The organism is Nannocystis punicea, assembly GCF_026965555.1.
Taxonomy (GTDB): domain Bacteria; phylum Myxococcota_A; class Polyangia; order Nannocystales; family Nannocystaceae; genus Nannocystis; species Nannocystis punicea.
Window position 1 is genome coordinate 4,168,607 of sequence record NZ_CP114040.1, and the last position, 16,377, is coordinate 4,184,983.

At 70.5% G+C, this 16,377-nt stretch carries 16 protein-coding genes; 12 read left to right on the forward strand and 4 right to left on the reverse strand.

What is annotated here, in order from left to right:
• Window positions 1-174: 174 nt before the first annotated feature.
• The 10 genes from O0S08_RS16030 (at window position 175) to glmM (ending at window position 8,942) form a co-directional block, all read left to right on the forward strand.
• The gene (locus O0S08_RS16030; protein ID WP_269040019.1) at window positions 175-687 is read left to right on the forward strand and encodes an OmpH/Skp family outer membrane protein; all 513 of its coding nucleotides are present in this window, start codon (window positions 175-177) and stop codon (window positions 685-687) included.
• Between the two features lie 23 nt (window positions 688-710).
• Window positions 711-1,274, forward strand: coding sequence for an OmpH/Skp family outer membrane protein (locus O0S08_RS16035; RefSeq protein WP_269040020.1), 564 nt, complete (start codon window positions 711-713; stop codon window positions 1,272-1,274).
• 139 nt (window positions 1,275-1,413) lie between these two features.
• Complete coding sequence (gene fabZ, locus O0S08_RS16040) at window positions 1,414-1,872, forward strand: 3-hydroxyacyl-ACP dehydratase FabZ (RefSeq protein WP_269040021.1); 459 nt, start codon at window positions 1,414-1,416, stop codon at window positions 1,870-1,872.
• On the forward strand, window positions 1,869-2,507 hold the full coding sequence (locus O0S08_RS16045; RefSeq protein ID WP_269040022.1) for a hypothetical protein: 639 nt from the start codon (window positions 1,869-1,871) through the stop codon (window positions 2,505-2,507). The genes fabZ and O0S08_RS16045 overlap by 4 nt, the downstream gene beginning before the upstream one ends.
• Before the next feature lie 365 nt (window positions 2,508-2,872).
• On the forward strand, window positions 2,873-3,052 hold the full coding sequence (locus O0S08_RS16050; RefSeq protein ID WP_269040023.1) for a hypothetical protein: 180 nt from the start codon (window positions 2,873-2,875) through the stop codon (window positions 3,050-3,052).
• 159 nt (window positions 3,053-3,211) lie between these two features.
• Window positions 3,212-4,600, forward strand: a complete 1,389-nt coding sequence (locus O0S08_RS16055; RefSeq protein ID WP_269040024.1) for an FHA and sigma-54 interaction domain-containing protein — start codon at window positions 3,212-3,214, stop codon at window positions 4,598-4,600.
• 21 nt (window positions 4,601-4,621) lie between these two features.
• Window positions 4,622-5,596 (forward strand): dihydropteroate synthase, encoded by a 975-nt coding sequence (gene folP / locus O0S08_RS16060; protein ID WP_269040025.1) that lies wholly within the window; start codon window positions 4,622-4,624, stop codon window positions 5,594-5,596.
• Entirely contained in the window at window positions 5,590-6,582 is a 993-nt protein-coding gene (locus O0S08_RS16065; RefSeq protein WP_269040026.1) for a diadenylate cyclase, read from the forward strand. Before folP ends, O0S08_RS16065 begins: the two co-directional genes overlap by 7 nt.
• Entirely contained in the window at window positions 6,579-7,577 is a 999-nt protein-coding gene (locus tag O0S08_RS16070) for a YbbR-like domain-containing protein (protein WP_269040027.1), read from the forward strand. The genes O0S08_RS16065 and O0S08_RS16070 overlap by 4 nt, the downstream gene beginning before the upstream one ends.
• Before the next feature lie 9 nt (window positions 7,578-7,586).
• Complete coding sequence (gene glmM / locus O0S08_RS16075; protein WP_269040028.1) at window positions 7,587-8,942, forward strand: phosphoglucosamine mutase; 1,356 nt, start codon at window positions 7,587-7,589, stop codon at window positions 8,940-8,942.
• Between the two features lie 229 nt (window positions 8,943-9,171).
• Here glmM and O0S08_RS16080 read toward each other — a convergent pair whose 3' ends face one another.
• Window positions 9,172-10,530, reverse strand: a complete 1,359-nt coding sequence (locus O0S08_RS16080; RefSeq protein ID WP_269040029.1) for a DUF1552 domain-containing protein — start codon at window positions 10,528-10,530, stop codon at window positions 9,172-9,174.
• A gap of 31 nt (window positions 10,531-10,561) precedes the next feature.
• On the reverse strand, window positions 10,562-12,703 hold the full coding sequence (locus tag O0S08_RS16085) for a DUF1592 domain-containing protein (protein ID WP_269040030.1): 2,142 nt from the start codon (window positions 12,701-12,703) through the stop codon (window positions 10,562-10,564).
• Between the two features lie 190 nt (window positions 12,704-12,893).
• Here O0S08_RS16085 and O0S08_RS16090 point away from each other — a divergent pair, with 190 nt between their 5' ends.
• Window positions 12,894-13,907, forward strand: a complete 1,014-nt coding sequence (locus O0S08_RS16090; protein ID WP_269040031.1) for a DUF4215 domain-containing protein — start codon at window positions 12,894-12,896, stop codon at window positions 13,905-13,907.
• Window positions 13,908-13,940: 33 nt separating this feature from the next.
• Here O0S08_RS16090 and O0S08_RS16095 read toward each other — a convergent pair whose 3' ends face one another.
• Together O0S08_RS16095 and O0S08_RS16100 are read right to left on the reverse strand one after the other, a co-directional pair.
• The gene (locus O0S08_RS16095; protein ID WP_269040032.1) at window positions 13,941-14,333 is read right to left on the reverse strand and encodes a DUF423 domain-containing protein; all 393 of its coding nucleotides are present in this window, start codon (window positions 14,331-14,333) and stop codon (window positions 13,941-13,943) included.
• Window positions 14,330-14,863, reverse strand: coding sequence for a YfeK family protein (locus tag O0S08_RS16100; RefSeq protein WP_269040033.1), 534 nt, complete (start codon window positions 14,861-14,863; stop codon window positions 14,330-14,332). Before O0S08_RS16100 ends, O0S08_RS16095 begins: the two co-directional genes overlap by 4 nt.
• 100 nt (window positions 14,864-14,963) lie before the next feature.
• On the opposite strand from O0S08_RS16100, the gene O0S08_RS16105 reads away from it, so the two are divergent.
• On the forward strand, window positions 14,964-16,253 hold the full coding sequence (locus tag O0S08_RS16105) for a replication-associated recombination protein A (RefSeq protein ID WP_371879546.1): 1,290 nt from the start codon (window positions 14,964-14,966) through the stop codon (window positions 16,251-16,253).
• The last annotated feature ends 124 nt before the right edge of the window (window positions 16,254-16,377 follow it).

Here is a 16,377-nt window from a genome sequence, read left to right on the forward strand (position 1 = left end):
GCGAATCGGGTGAGCTAGGCCACACCCTGACGGCCGCTCCAGGTCGGCAGGCCGCATGAATGTGCCCGCAGGTCCCCGCGTCCGAGGTCAGCCCGGTTGCCCCCCTGCGCGGCCCCGGCTAAGGTCCCGCCCATTATGCCCTGTACCTCCCGCGTCCTCCTCCTCGCAGCGGCAATGACAGCCGGCGTACTCGGCGCCTCCCCGGTCGCCGCCGCGCCGGCTGCCACCGTTAACGCCCTCAAACAGGTCGCCCTCGTCGACCTGCAGCGCTGCCTGCTGGAGACCACGCAAGGCACCAAGGGCAAGAAGGACCTCGAGTCGGCGTTTGCGAAGGGTCAGTCGCAGCTCGACAAGAAGACCGAGGACCTCAAGAAGAAGTACGAGGACCTGATGGCCAAGCGGGCGATGCTCTCCGACGAAGAGATCGCCAAGCGCCAGCAAGAGCTCGTGGTCAAGGACCAGGAGCTGCAGCAGCTCTACGCCCAGCTCCAGGAGGACGTGGCGACGAAGGAGGCGCAGCTCACCGAGAAGATCTACAAGAACGTCGCGGCCCTCGTGAAAGACATCGCGGCCGAGGAGGGTCTTCAGATCGTACTGGTCCGCTCGCCGGCGACGGTCCTGTACGCCAACCCCAAGCTCGACATCACCAATCGCGTGATCGTCGCCTACGACAAGAAGCACAAGTGACTCACCTGAAGGATCGCCCCGCCATGTTCACCCCCCAGCGTCGTCTCGCTCGTCTCTTGTCCGCCGCCGCCGTCGCGCTCGCCTTCGCCGGCGGCGCCGGCCTCGCCCCTGGCGCCGTCACGCCCGCCCAGGCCACGATCCCGCAGGTCCGCGGCGTCGCCGTCGTCGACATGCAAAAGGTCCTCGCCGACACCAAGCAGGGCCAGGCCGCCCGCAAGAAGCTCGAGGACAGCTCCAAGGCCAAGCAGGAGAAGCTCGAGCAGAAGCGCAAGAAGCTCGAGGCCGACACCGGCAAGCTCAAGAGCCTCCAGGGCGAGAAGCTCGCCGCCGCGGAGGAGGCGCTGCAGAAGGAGTACATGGAGATGCAGCAGATCTACATGACCATGCAGCAGGAGCTCTCGCAGCAGGAGTCGCGTGTCCTCGAGGACATCTACAAGAACTGCCAGACGATCATCGACAAGCTGGCCGCCGAGAAGAACGTCGACCTCGTGCTGATCCGCGACGACTCGACCGTGCTGTTCGTCGAGCCCGGCCTCGACATCACCGTCGAGCTGGTCAAGCGCTACAACGCCAAGTACCCCTCGTAGGCCGCTCCAGGCCGCTCGTCCCGGGCTCGCGCACGACGCTGCGCGACCCGGGACTTTCGCATTTAAAGCCGGCGTGGCGCTCGCCTCGGCGCGGGCGGTGGGCGCGGACCCGGCGGGCTGATAAGCTACGCGCCGACCGATGCTCCTCGACGCCGTTCAGCTCCAGAAGATCTTGCCGCACCGGTACCCCTTCCTGTTCCTCGATCGCGTGCTCGCGGCGACGCCCGGCGAATCGATCGTGGCGCAGAAGCTCGTGTCGATCGGGGACCCGATCCTGCAGGGCCACTTTCCGGGCTATCCGATCCTCCCGGGCGTGGTGCAGGTCGAGGCGATGGCGCAGGCCGCGGTCGTGCTCGCCAACCTGTCGGGGGTGTTCGACCCGGCGCTGCACAACTGCTTCTTCATGGGCATCCAGGAGGCCAAGTTCCGCGCGCCGGTGGTGCCCGGCGACGTGCTGACGATCGAGGTGAAGGCGCAGCGCCTGGGCCGGATCGGTAAGTTCTCCGGCGAGACCCGCGTCGGCGATCAGGTGAAGAGCTCGGGCGTCTTCACCGCGATCGTCGAGCCCAAGCGCGCGGATGCTGGAGGCGCTGCGTGAAGATCCCCGCGGTGTGCGTGGCGCTGCTGCTCGCATCCTGCGCACAGCGAGAGGTCCGCGGCCTCGCGCACGCGAGCGAGGCCGCCGCCGGTGCGGTTCGTCGCGGCGACGCGAAGGAGCTGGCGAGTCATGTCCTCGTGGGGGCGCGCGCGCGAGTCGATTACGCGGCGATCCTCGGCGACAAGGCGGCGCGTCAGCGCTGGTCGAAGACGTTGAAGAAGCCGGCGGAGATCCGCCCGCGTGCGGTGGTCTTCCTCGCGCCCGACTCGCCGGTCGACGTGCGCTGGACGCCGCGCGGCTGGGTGTTCGCCGAAGACCCGACCCTCGTGTACGACCAGTCGACGCCCCGCGCCGCGCTGCGGAGCCTGGTGCGGGCGAGCCTCCAGCGGCGCTGGGACGTGCTCCTCGGCCTCGCTCCCGAGCGGTACCGGCTCGGTCTGTCGGAAGACGATCTCCGCGCGGCGTGGACCGAGGGCGAGCATGCCGACGCCTTGCAGACGGCCCGCGATCGCCTCGCGGCTCGCCTGAGCGATCCCATCGTCGCCGACGCGCACGAGGCCGTTCTCGACCTGGGAAACGCCGAGGTCGCCCGACTCGAGCGGGAAGGTACCCGCTGGGTCGTGGTTGACTTCTGAGTTTGTCCCCACGAGCGCGGACGGGCAAGGTCGTCCGCGCCGCCTGGACTCAATTCGAGCGTCGTAGGACCGGTGCCCGTGTACGCCTGACGCACACCGGAACGGCGCTAAACGGCGCGAAGACAATTCTTGCCAACAAGCGTGGCGGCGTTAGTCTCAAACGTAAGGTGGCCAACCAAGAATTCAGGCGCTCCGAACCGGATGGTGGGCACATCAGGGTCGAGGCTGCAGGTCGAACGAGCCACCTCGTTCGTGGGGAGGATTGGTACTCCCCGCGGGATGGCGGTGCAAGCGCCGATCTCGTGAGCTTTGAGACAAACAGCCCGGTAGCTTATTCGGATTTCTGGCGAAAAAGGCAGGTGTTCATGCGACCAGCCCTCGAGAAGCAGAAGCAAGTCCCGACCAAAAAGATCCCGGGCAAGCGGACTCCGACGCTGCAGATCGAGCTCGAATTGCCGCGTGTGCCCGCCGACGAGCTCGATGAGCGGCCGCCGCTGCCGGAGCCGTCGGAGCGCGGCGTGGCCATCGTCGACTTCTACGTCTGAGGAGTTTTTCGCGCGAGGTTCGGGGTGCTTCGGGGCCGAGGCACCCCGAATTTTTTTCTGTGCGGCCGAGCGACCTCAACGCTGTAAATCTTCGCCAAGCGCTTCGTACCGGCCGTTGTGTGCTTCCCGCAGGAAGAGCCCCCTGGTAGCGTGGGGGACATGGCGCACGAGATCGAAGCAGCGGTGGATTCGACGGTGGTCCAGGACGATGCCGAGCCCATGCGGCACTCCGGTTTTCGGCTGGTCGTCCTGAACGGCGAGCTCCGCGGCCGCGAGATTGATGTCACTCAGGATGTCGTCCAGCTCGGCAAGTCACGCCAGTGCGACGTGGTGTTGCCCGACGAGTCTGTGAGCCGGATCCACGCGGAGATCCGGCGTCAAGGCGACAGCTATCGGGTCCTGGATCAACAGTCCACGAACGGCATGTTCATCGGCGGCGTGCGGGTCAGCGACGGTTTCCTGCGTCCGGGCGATGTCCTCGGCCTCGGCAAGGTCCAGGTCCGATTCATGCCCAGGGACTCGCGTGTCGAACTTCTTCCTAGCGAAGCCGACAGCTTCGGTCCGGTCTGCGGACGCAGCCTTGCGATGCGCAAGATCTTCGGTGTCCTCGAACGCGTCGCAGGCGCCGAGGCGACCATTCTTCTGGATGGAGAGACAGGCACCGGTAAGGCGCTGCTTGCTAGGGCGATCCACGATATGTCGCCGCGGAAGGACGGCCCCTTCGTGGTCGTCGACTGCGGTGGCACGGCCGCGGCTCAACTCGAGGTCGAGCTGTTCGGCCACGAGGACCGGCGCGGCGCCTTCGAGCTCGCGCACGGCGGCACTCTGGTGTTCGACGACATCGGCGAGTTGCCCGCAGACCTCCAGCCGAAGCTCACGCGCGCCCTGGAGAACGGCAAGGTCCGTCGCCACGGCGTGACCGAGGAGCTCGAGGTCGACATCCGCGTGCTGGCGACTGCGAGCCGTGGGCTGCGGGAGCAGGTCAAGTCGGGCGAGTTCCGCGAGGACCTGTACTTCCTGCTCGCCGTGGTCCACATCGAGGTGCCCGCGCTGCGCGACCGTCGCGAGGACATCCCGATGCTCATCGACCAGTTCTCGCGCCGCTTGCCTCCAGGCATGTGGCGCGCGCCTGGCCCCGAGGCCATGGCCCGCCTCGTCGGCTACGACTGGCCCGGCAACGTCCGCGAGCTCCGCAACGTGGTCGAGCGCTCGGCGTACCTGTCGCCCGACGGCGTCATCGACCTCATCACGACCGGCAACCTCGGGCGCGCCGGGCGCGAGCAGCAGGTCGCGTTCGACCCGACCCTGACGTTCCGCGAGCAGAAGGAACGCGCGGTCGAGCTGTTCGAAGAGACGTACCTGAACTGGCTGCTGCAGCGGGCCGAGGGCAACATCTCGCGGGCCGCCCGCGAGGCCGACATGGACCGCAAGTACCTGCACAAGCTGCTGCGCCGCTACGGGATCGACGCCAAGCAATTCGCCGCGGGGCGGGGCGGGGCGGCTGGCGGGCACAGCGACAACAGCGACCCGGGCGTGTCATTGGCGTAATGGCGCGCTACCATGGCGGCGATGTCCTCCGCCGCCGACCGCGCCTCCGCCCGTGACGCTGGCGCGCGGCCCGAGCTCGCGCCGCCGTGGGTGCACGCTCGCGGAGCGCTCGATGTGAGCGCGCCGCGAGTGATGGCGATCGTCAACGTCACGCCCGACAGCTTCTTCGACGGCGGCAACCTGCTCGCGCCCGAGACCGACGACCCGAGCGTCAGCGTGGCGGCGCGGCTGTGCCGATCGTATCGCCAGCAAGGCGCCGACATCCTCGACGTCGGCGGCGAGTCGACGCGGCCGGGCGCGACGCCCGTGGCGCCCGACGTGGAGCTGCGCCGCGTGCTGCCGGTGATCCGCGGGCTCGTGGCCGATCCGGAGCTCGCGGAGGTGCCGATCAGCGTCGACACGCGACACGCCGCGGTCGCGGCGGCGGCGATGGAGGCGGGCGCGGCGATCATCAACGACGTCAGCGGGCTCGCCGATCCGGAGATGGCGCGCGTGGCCGCGGCGAGCGGGGCCGGCCTCGTGATCGGTCACCTGCGCGGCGAGCCGGCGACGATGATGCGGGAGATCCGGTTCGAGCGCGTGCTCGTCGAGGTCGCGGCCGAGCTCGCCCGCGCGGTGGAGCTGGCGCTGCGAGCCGGCGTCGCCGCCGAGCGGATCGCCGTCGATCCGGGCATCGGCTTCGGCAAGACCGCCGAGCACAGCGCGGCGCTGGTCGGCGCGGCCGACTACCTGATGCGAGAGACAGGTTGTCCGGTGATCGTCGGCGCCAGCCGCAAGGCGTTCCTCGGGGTCGTCAGCGGCCGTCCGCGACCGGTCGGGGAGCGGCTCGTCGGCAGCGTGGTGGCGGCGGTGATGGCGGCGCTCGGCGGCGCGGCCGTCGTGCGCGTCCACGACGTCGCGGCGACGGCCGAGGCGCTGCGCGTGGCCTGGGCGATCCGCACCGCCTCGGCGGCGGCCCGCGACGAGGCGGAGGAGGTCGAGCGAGCGCGATGGTGACGCCGCGGGACTTCATCGAGGCGCTCACGTGGCGCGACGGGCTCGACTTCGGGATCCTGCTGATCCTGGTCTACGCCGCGCTGCGCCTGCTCCAAGGGACACGTGCGGTGCCGGTGTTGCTGTCGGTCGCGGTGTTCGGAGGCATCGCCGCCGCCGCCAGCGCGCTCGACATGGTCGCGGTGGCGGCGCTGGTCCGTTACTTCCTCGAGTACGTCATCATCATCCTCATCGTGGTGTTCCACCAGGAGCTGCGGCGGATCTTGCTGCACATGGGCCAGCGGCTGTTGCCGCAGGGGCACCGCGACGCGGCCCGCAGCGCCGTCAGCGAGCTGGTGGTGGCGGTCGAGCGGCTGCACCGCGCGCGGCTCGGGGCGCTGTTCATCCTCCAGGGCGAGATCGACGTCCTCGACGTCGTCAGCGACCGCGGCCGCGAGATCGACGCGTCGCTGCACGCGGACACCTTGGTGGCGCTGCTGATCCCGTTCTCGATCAACCTCACGCACGACGGCGCGGTGTTGATTCAGAACCTGCGGATCGCCCGCGCCGGCGTGATCTGTCCGCTGACCCAGCGCGATCGGCTCGACCCGGCGTTCGGCACGCGCCACCGGGGGGCCATCGGCGTCAGCGAGGAGAGCGACGCGCTGGTCGTCGTGCTCAGCGAGGAGCGCGGCGAGATCCGCACCGTGCACCGCGGCGCCATCTCCGAGCCGCTGACGCCCGAGCAGCTCGAGGAGCGGATCTCTCGCTGGCTCGAGCAGCCGCGCGCCGAGGCGTCGCGGCCGGCGCCGCCGAGCGAGAGCCTGGCGGTCGCCAAGGGCGCGGCCCGCAGCTACATGGACCTCCGCAAGGCCAGCGAGAGCGCGACCGACATGCGCCGCCGCGGCAAGGACGCGCCGACCGACGAGAAGTGGAACGACAACGACTTCCTCCACGCGCCGTCGGTCACTGACTTCACGCCGGCCGCGCGCAAGGGAGGTGAGGGGTGACGCGCGCGCTGCGGTGGCTCTACGGGGCCCTGTTCAACCACCTGCTCACCAAGCTGACGGCGCTCGTGCTCGCCAGCGGGTTCTTCATCTTCACCCGCGACGACGTCACGCGGCGCTTCACGATCCCGCTCAAGGTCAACACCGACCCGCGGCGGGTGCTGCTGACGAAGCTGCCGGAGACGGTGACGGTCGAGCTGCACGGCTCGTGGGCGCGGATGAACCGACTGTCGAACCACGACCTCGGCAGCGCCCAGCTCGACCTCGCGGGCGCGCGGCCGGGGCCGCTCGAGCTCGACCCGGCGACGATCGTGATGCCGCCGGGGGTCATCTTCCGCGGCATGGACTACGAGAAGGTCGACCTGCGCTTCGACCCGGTGATCGAGCGCGCAGTGCTGATCAGCGCCGCGGTGCGCGGGCTGGTCCACCCCGACTACGAGCACACCGGCACGCGCGTCGACCCGCCGCGCTGGCGCGTCCACGGCGGCAGCAAGATCGTCGGCGAGCTGGCCAACCTCAACACCGACCCGATCGACGTCAGCGGCGCCACTGCCGACGTCGAGATGGTGGTCGGCCTCGGTCAGCTGCGCGAGGGCGCCGAGTACACCGGCGTGGCGCCGGGCGAGGTGCCGAAGGTGACGGTGTCGGTGGCGATCCGGCCCAAGCTCAGCGAGCGCCGCTACGAGGTCCCGCTGACCTGGCCCGTAGACCAGGAAGGGCCGTACGGCGCGCCGCTCAAGGTCGCCGCGGTGGTGCGCGGGCCGGTGCCCTCGCTGCGACAGATCGACGCGATCCCGAGCGCGGTGGTGGCGACGGTGCAGCTGCAAAAGCCGCAGGAGGACGCGCCGGCCGGCGCGGTGCTGGTCGATCTCGGCCTGTCGGAGGCGGTCCCCCCGGCGCTGCGAGCCAACCTGACCTTGGAGCCACCTCAGGAGCGGATCATCCTTCCGCCGCCGCCCGTCGAAAAGCCGCTGGACGGCGCCGGTCGCGGCCATTAAGAAGGGCGCATGGCGAACGAGCGTCGGTTGTTCGGCACCGACGGGATCCGCGGCCCCGCGGGCGTCCCGCCGATGACCCCTGAGATCGCGTTGCGGCTGGGCATGGCCGTCGCGGCCCACTTCGGTCGACGCGGCAGCGTCGTCATCGGCAAGGACACGCGGCTGTCGGGCTACATGTTCGAGACGGCGCTGGCCGCCGGGGTGTGCGCGATCGGGGCGGAGGTGCTGCTGGTCGGGCCGCTGCCGACGCCGGGCATCGCCTACATCACGCGTTCGATGCGAGCCGACGCCGGCGTCGTCATCTCGGCCAGTCACAACCCGTTCGCCGACAACGGCATCAAGCTGTTCGCGGCCGACGGCTTCAAGCTGCCCGACGACGTCGAGGCCCACCTCGAGCAATTGATGGAGCCCGGGGCCGTCGACGAGCGGGTCGCTCGCGGGCGAGAGATCGGCAAGGCCGCGCGCATCGACGACGCGGCCGGCCGCTACCTGACCCACCTCAAGCACAGCTTCCCGTCGTCGCTCGAGCTCGACGGCCTCAAGATCGTCGTCGACTGCGCGCACGGGGCCGCCTACAAGGTCGCGCCGACGGTGCTGCGCGAGCTCGGCGCGACGGTGATCCCGATCGGCGTCAGCCCTGACGGCGTCAACATCAACGACGCGTGCGGGGCGGTGCATCCGCAGGCGATGTGCCGCGCGGTGGTCGAGCACGGGGCCGACCTCGGCGTCGCGCTCGACGGCGACGCCGACCGCGTGGTGTTCAGCGACGCCCGCGGGGCGGTGGTCGACGGCGACGCGATCCTGGCCATGTGCGCGCTCGACATGCACGCGCGCGCGGCCCTGCGCGGGGCCGCGGTGGTGGCCACGGTGATGTCCAACATGGGCCTCGCGCGCTGCCTGGCCGGCAGCGGGATCGGGGTGGTGCGCACGCCGGTCGGCGACCGCTACGTCGTCGAGGCGATGGTCCAGGGCGCCTACAACCTCGGCGGCGAGCAGTCGGGCCACGTGGTCTTCCTCGACCACGGGACCACCGGCGACGGCATGGTCGCGGCCCTCCAGGTGCTGGCGATCATGCAGCGCAGCGGCCGCTCGCTGTCCGACCTGGCCGGGGTGATGACGCGCTACCCGCAGCTGCTCAAGGCGATCCCGGTGGCGCGCAAGGTCCCGCTCGATCTGCTGCCGGAGCTCGGCGCAGTGGTGCGCGCGGTCGAGGCCGAGCTCGGCGACGACGGTCGCGTACTGGTCCGCTACTCCGGCACCGAGTCCAGCCTGCGGGTCATGCTCGAGGGCCCGGACCTCGCGCGCCTCGAGGAGCTGGCCGGCCGCATCGACGAGGTCGCCCGGCGCGAGCTGGCCGCGCCGTAGTCCGCGTGCGCCTCGGGACATGTGCTTTCGTACATGTCCTGAAGCGCATGAGAAACGGAGCGCGGCGAGCATCACCGCGGCCCGTCCTTGCCGGGGGCCCCCGAACTGGAACATGTCCGACGAGTCCCACGGGGCGTCGCCGCGGCCCTCGGGCGAGTCGGCCTGACCCAAAAGGCACGCCGCGCGGACGCCTCCTCGACGAGGGTCCGCGCGGCGCTTCGTCGGGTCCTCAGACCTTGAGGTTGGGCAGCGGGCCGACGCCGTCGTCGCCGAAGCCGTCCACCGGCACCCCGAACATCTCGGCGATCGAGATGAACAGGTTGGAGAGCGGCGGGGTCTCGCCGTACTTCACGTGGCGGCCGGGCGTCAGCTGGCCGGCGCCGCCGCCCGCGAGCAGCACGGGCAGGTTGTTGTGGTTGTGGGCGTTGCCGTCGCTGATCTCGGACGACAGGAACACCACGCAGTTGTCGAGCAGCGTGCCCTCGCCCTCGGGCGAGGTCTTGAGCTTCTGCAGCAGCTTGGCGAACTGGACCATCTCCCAGCGGTCGATGATCACCAGCTTGTCGAAGTTCTCCTGCTTGTCCATGTGGTGCGAGATCTCGTGGTGCGCCCCCTGGGCGCCGATGAACGAGTAGTCGCGGTAGCTGCCGGCGTTCTCGAGCATGAAGGTGATGATGCGGGTCTGGTCGCACTGGAACGCCAGCACCATCAACTCCGTCATGAGGTCGACGTGGGTGGTGAAGTCGGGGTAGGCGCCCGAGAACATCGCCGGCAGCGAGCACACCGGGTCGGTGTTCTCGGCGGTGAGGCGCTTCTCGAGGTCGCGCAGGCCGGTGAGGTACTGGTCGAGCTTCTCGCGGTCGGTCTTGCCGAGCTTGGTCTGCAGCGACTCGACCTGGCCGGTGGCGTAGTCGATGACGCTGATCCGGTTGGCGCGCCGCTTGGCCTGCTCCTCGGCGGTGGCCTCGGGGTCGAAGCCGGAGAACAGCAGGTCGAAGATGACCTGCGGGTCGTAGAGCTTCGGCAGCGGGGTCTTGGCGTCCGCCCACGAGATGTTGCTGGTGTAGGCGCAGCTGTAGCCGCTGTCGCAGTTGCCCATGGTCGCGCCGTTGGCGGTCCCGAACTGCAGCGAGCGGTGCGGCGTGGCGTCGCCGATGAAGTTGGCGATCACCTGGTCGATCGAGATGTCGTTGTTGATGTCGGTCTCGGACTTGGTGACGTGCGTGCAGGTGAGGAACGCCGAGGTGCCGCCGGCGTGGTCGCCCGGGCCCTCCGGCTTGGCGGGCAGGTTCTGCAGGCCGGTCAGGACCAGGATGTCGTTCTTGAGATCGACCATGGCCTGTGGGTCGACCAGCGGCGCGAGGATCGGCGTGATCTCGAAGCCCGGACCTTCGGTCGCGGGCGTCCAGGACTGCATGTGGATCCCGTTGGGGAGGTAGTAGAAGAGGGCGCGCAGCGGCGGGGGCTCGGGGTCGGCCCCGCGAGCCCGCCGGGCGACGGGCGCCATCGCCTCCAGCCAGGGCAGGGCGATCAGGGCACCAGCCCCGCCCAGGAGGGTACGGCGCGAGAGGGAAAAGCGACGCGGCATCGTGATGTCTCCGGAGAATGGGGTGGTGGGTTCACATCGCGGGGTCGCCGCGGCGCATGCGGAACGGCTCGCTGGTGACCAGCGAGACGACGAGGTCGGAGAAGTGGCGGTCGTTGGCCGAGAAGGTCTCCGTGACGTCGTCGAGGTACGGGATGTCCTGGAGCCCGACGGCCCGACCGAGCGCGTAGATGAAGGTCTTGCGGGCGACGCAGCGCAGGAAGTCGGGCTCGTCGGCGATCAGGGTCTGCATCTCGAGGCCGTCGGCGAACTTGGTGCCGTTGGGCAAGGTGCCCGACGCGTCGATGGGCAGGCCGTTGTCGAGGTCGCGCCAGGCGCCGAGCGGGTCGTAGTGCTCGAGGCCGAAGCCGAGCGGGTCCATGGTGACGTGGCAGCTGATGCACTCGGGCTTCTCGCGGTGCGCCTCGAGGATCTCGCGCTGCGTCTTGCCCTCGACCGGGGTCAGCTTGGTGTCGACGCCCGGCGGCGGCGGCGGCGGGACCTGACACAGCAGGCTCTCGAGCACCCACTTGCCGCGCTTGACCGGCGAGGTGTGGTCGGCGTGCGAGAGCACCGTCATCAGGCCGGCCTTGTTGAGGATGCCCTGGAACGGCAGCTCGCCGAAGTCGACCGGGGTGAACTCGGCGCCGAACTGGCCCTCGATGCCGTAGTGCTGCGCGAGCGTGGCGTCGACGGAGGTGTCGGTGGCCGTCAGCATCTCGAGCATGTCGCGGTCGTCGGAGAAGAAGGCCTCGGCGAACAGGCGCATCTCGGTCCGCATCGACTCGCGCATGGCGTCGTTCCACTGCGGGAACAGGGCCACGTCCTTGAAGGCGACGGCGATGTTGCGGATCAGCCACCACTGACCGGCGAAGTTGTCGATCAGCGCGCGGGCGCGGTCGTCCGTCAGCATGCGGCGCGCCTGGGCCTCGAGCGCGACCGGGTCCTGCAGGGTCCCGGCGGCCGCGGCGGCGAACAGCTCGTCGTCGGGCATGCTGCTCCACAGGAAGTACGACAGGCGCGAGGCCAGCTCGAAGTCGCTGAGCGGGTGCGGCGTGAGGTCGGTCGGCGCCGGATCGAGCTCGACGCGGTAGATGAAGTAGGGCGAGACGAGGGCGGCCTGGAGGGCGATGCGGAGGCCGGCCTCCCAGGTGTCGCCGGCGCCCTTGGCGTCGGCGACGAACTTCATCAGGGCGTCGAGCTCGGCGCCGGTGACCGGGCGTCGCCAGGCGCGCTCGGTGAACGTGGTCAAGATCTGGCGCAGACAGACCTCTTCGCCGTCGACGTTCGGGTCGCACACCATGATGCGCGTGCGCAGCGGGTTGTCGCCGTCCGGCAGGTTGATCGGACCCTCGACCTTGAACCAGTCGACCAGCAGGTTGCGGTCGGCCATGTTCGGCTCGTCGTAGTAGTCGTTGGTGAACTCGACCGCGAACTTGTGCACGCCGGCGGTGGCGTCGATCGTGATCTCGTAGACCTGCGCGCCGTTCTGCACCGCCTCGACGTCGAACATCGCCACCGGCGCCTGATCGACGGTGAGGTTCATGTGCGGCAGGTCGGGACCGGCCTGCTGGCCCCACACGCGGGCGCTGAACTTGTACTGGCCGTCGTAGGGCAGCTCGATGGTCTGGTACACCTCGCCGTTGCTGTAGAGGTTCCAGGCCTCGCCGGCAGCGCCGCCGACGGAGGCGAGCGCGTCCTCGGCCTCGATCTGCCAGGAGCCCGGATCGGTGATCGGGATCTCCATCGCCTCGAGGATCAGACCTTCGGCGGCCCGCTCATAGAGCTCGGCCTGCAGCGGCGAGGTGCTGAGGACGTCGGAGATGTTGTCGAAGCCGAGGCCGAAGTCGTCGGCGGGGAAGCTGTCCGCGGGCCGCTGCGCGGTGCCGAGGAGGTCCCGGACGGTGTTGTTGTACTCGGTGCGGTTGAGCCGGTGGACCGTCACTCGCCCGGGGTCCGCCTCCTCGCCGCCCTCGGTCGGATCTCCGGCGGTCGGGTCGTCGGCGGTGTCGCTCGCGGTGCCCTCGGTGGGCGCGCCGGTCGGCGACGTCATCGACGTGTTACCAGTCGCGGTCGGGTCGTCGGTGTCGTTGGCGTTCGGGCTGCTCGGACAGCCCGCGAGCCACACGAGCCCGAGCGCGGCCCCGAACCAGGGGCGGTGCGTTTGCCTCGTCATCAAAGCCTCAATCGGGCAAGGCCCGCCGGCTGTCAACTGACGCCGAAAGCCCGCACCTCTCGTCGCCACAAACCACGCGCGATCGCGTCGTGCAGGCCCGGGCGAGCCTGATCGGTGGCTCGGCCTTGCACGGGTATAGGGCCCGCGAGTACCTTGAAGGCCTATGTTACTCGCTTGTAGACGGTGGGGGTTGGCGACACGAGGGATTGTTTTTGCGCACCTCGTCAGCGGCTGCTTCGCGGTCAAGATCGACACGACGGACACGCTCTCGACCTCCATCACGACCGATACGCTTACCGACACGATCACCGACACGCTGCCGACGACGATCACGACGCCGACCACGGTCGACCCGCCGACGACGATCGACCCGACCGACACCGCCCCGACGACGATCGATCCGACGACGATCGATCCGACCGACACCGACCCGACGACGATCGACCCGACCTTCACGACCGTCTTCACCGACCCGACCATCGGACCCACGTCGGTGACGGTGACGGTGACGGTGACGACCGAGCCGCCGTCCGAGTGCGGCAACGGGATCTTGGAGGACGGCGAGGAGTGCGACGACGGCAATTCCTCCGACACCGACGAGTGCCCGACCAACTGCAAGATCGCGGTCTGCGGCGACGGCTTCGTCCGCGCCGGCAGCGAGGTGTGCGACGACAAGATCAACGACGGCTCCTACGAGGGCTGCGCGCCCGGCTGCTCGGCGCTCGGGCCCCGCTGCGGCGACGGCGTGCTGCAGGCCGACGAGGGCGAGCTGTGCGACGACGGCAACCAGACCGCCGGCGACGGCTGCAACGCGTGCCTGACCGAGAACCTGCCCGGCGAGTGCGGGCAGGCGGTGGCGCTGGCCCAGCCGGGGCGCAACGTGGCGTCGCAGATCGAGGAGGTCGAGTGCGACCTCGACCTGCCGGCGGAGGGGCAGTGGTCCCGCTTCGTCGGCTCGGCCGGGTCACGCATGCCGACGGTCGCGCCGCCGCAGTTCTCGTGCGGGACCCACGCGCCCGGCTGGCTCAACGGCACGGAGCCCGCCCCCGCCGACGGGGTGGTCGCGCGCGAGGTCTGCTTCCACTGGGAAGGCGAGTCCTGCCACTTCAAGGTGCCGATCGCGGTGCAGAACTGCGGGCCGTTCGTGATGTACCGCCTGCCGACCCCGCCGACCTGCGCGCTCCGCTACTGCGGGGTCGACTGAGCGGCGAGCGACAGGACGCGCGTGGTGCCGTGGTTACGCGACCTGGCGCAGGCCGAGGACGACGATCGTCAGCCAGCCGGCGAGCAGGCACAGGCCGCCCAGCGGGGTGACTGCGCCGAGGACCCGCGGGCCGCCGAGGGTGATGGCGTAGAGGGTGCCGGAGAAGATGGCGATGCCGGCGACGAACAGCGACATGGCGACGCCGTGGAGGCCGGTCGGCTCGCCGCGGGCCTGCAGGGTGAGGGCCCACAGCGCGACGGCCAGGAGGACGACGGCGTGCAGCTGCTGGTACTGCGCGCCGGTGTGCCAGATCTCGAGCTCGCGCGGGCCGACGCGGTCGCGCAGGCCGTGGGCGCCGAAGGCCCCGGCGGCGACGCCGAGGAAGCCGAGGAGGCCGGCGATGATGATGCCTGTCTTTGCGGTCATGGTGACTCCGTGGCGGGGAGGGCGGTCGGCAGGGCCGCGATCTCGGCCTCGAGCCAGCTGCGGAAGTTGATCTCGCGGCCGTCGGGCAGACGGACGAAGTAGGCGCGGCCGCCGAAGAAGGTGCGGCCGCCGATCTGGTCGAGCCAGCCGGGCAGCTCGTCGAGGCCGCGGCCGAGCCAGCGCGACTTCGTCTCGAGCATGGCGGCGAAGTCGATGCCGCTGTAGCGCTTGCGGGTGCCGTCGGACTTGACGGACACGAAGTCGTAGTCGCTGGCGCGGACGAGGGCGATCGCGGCGCGCACGGGCGGCGAGATCACGGCCTCCTCGGCGGCCTGGCGCTCGACGTCGCTTTCCTTCTTCTTCTCGCGCTCGACGTGGCGGTCGGAGGCGTTGCGCAGGAAGGACTGGAACTTCTCGTCGCAAGCGGGCCCGGCGGCGGCGGCGACGGCGACCGCGAGGGCCAGCGCACGCGGCGAAGCGGCCCGCAGGCGGGCGGTCGCAGGCGCGGAAGGAGCGGCGCGGCGCGTCACGCCTGGTAGGCTACCACGCACCGTGCAGTCCCACGCGAGCGACGACCTCTTCGAGCGCGCCTGGCAACGCGACCCCACGCTGGTGCCGCTGGCCGAGCGCATGCGGCCGCGCCGCCTCGACGAGGTGGTGGGGCAGACGCACTTGCTCGGGCCGGGGAAGATCTTGCGGCGGATCGCCGACACCGGGCGGGTGCCGAGCCTGATCTTGTGGGGGCCCCCGGGGACGGGCAAGACGACCCTGGCGCGGCTGCTGGCCGAGCACACGCAGAGCGCGTTCTGCGTGCTGTCGGCGACCTCGGCCGGGGCCCGCGAGCTGCGCGAGGTGGTCGAGGCCGCGCGCCGGCGGCGGGCCCACGAGGGTCGCGGGACGCTGCTGTTCGTCGACGAGATCCACCGCTTCAACAAGGCGCAGCAGGACATCCTGCTGCCGCACATCGAGTCAGGGGTGTGCTCGCTGGTCGGGGCGACCACGGAGAACCCGAGCTTCGAGGTCAACGCGGCGCTGCTGAGCCGGGTGCGGGTGCTGCAGCTGCGGCCGATCGAGGTCCGCGAGCTGGTGGCGCTGCTCCGGCGCGCGCTGTCCGACGAGGAGCGCGGGCTCGGGTCGCGCAAGCTCGAGGCGGAGGACGGGCTGCTGGCGGCGATCGCCCACACCGCCCAGGGCGACGCCCGGCGGGCGCTCGGGACGCTCGAGCTGGCGGTCGACCTGGTGCCCGAGGGCGAGACGCGGCTCAGCCGCGAGGTCGCGCAGCAGGCCGTCGGCGGCCGCGCGCTGCGCTACGACAAGGCCGGCGAGGAGCACTACAACGTGGTCTCGGCCTTCATCAAGAGCATGCGGGCCAGCGACGCCGACGCGGCGGTGTACTGGCTCGCGCGCATGCTCGAGGCCGGCGAGGACGTCGACTTCGTGGCCCGGCGGATCGTGATCTTCGCCGCCGAAGACGTCGGCAACGCCGAGCCGCAGGCGCTGCCGGTGGCCGTGGCCGCGGCCCAGGCGGCCCACCAGATCGGCATGCCCGAGGCCGTGCTGCCGCTGACGCAGGCGGCCCTGTTCCTGGCCCTGGCGCCCAAGAGCAACACCGCCCTGACGGCCTACGCCAACGCGCGCAAGGACGTGCTGCGCGCGGGCAGCCTCGAGGTGCCGCTGGCGGTCCGCAACGCAGTGACGCCGCTGATGCGCGAGGCGCAGTACGGGGTCGGCTACAAGTACCCGCACGACTTCGAGGGCGGGGTGGTCCCGGGCAACGAGAGCTACTTGCCCGAGGCGCTCCGCGGCCAGCGCTACGCCCACCCGGGCCCGCGCGGGTGGGAAGCGGCCGCGTGGGCCCGCCTGCTGCAGCTGCGCCAGGGGACAGGCGCGGGCGAGGAGCCGGAGCCGGCCGGCGAGTGAGGGATGTCCTCCGGGACAGGATGGGTGCGCAGGCGAGCTGGACGTTGGCTGTCCTGAGGGACAGGTCCATGGAGCGCGGGGGGCCTTCTTGCCGCAGGCAGCGCGCTTGATGCTGTCCTCTGGG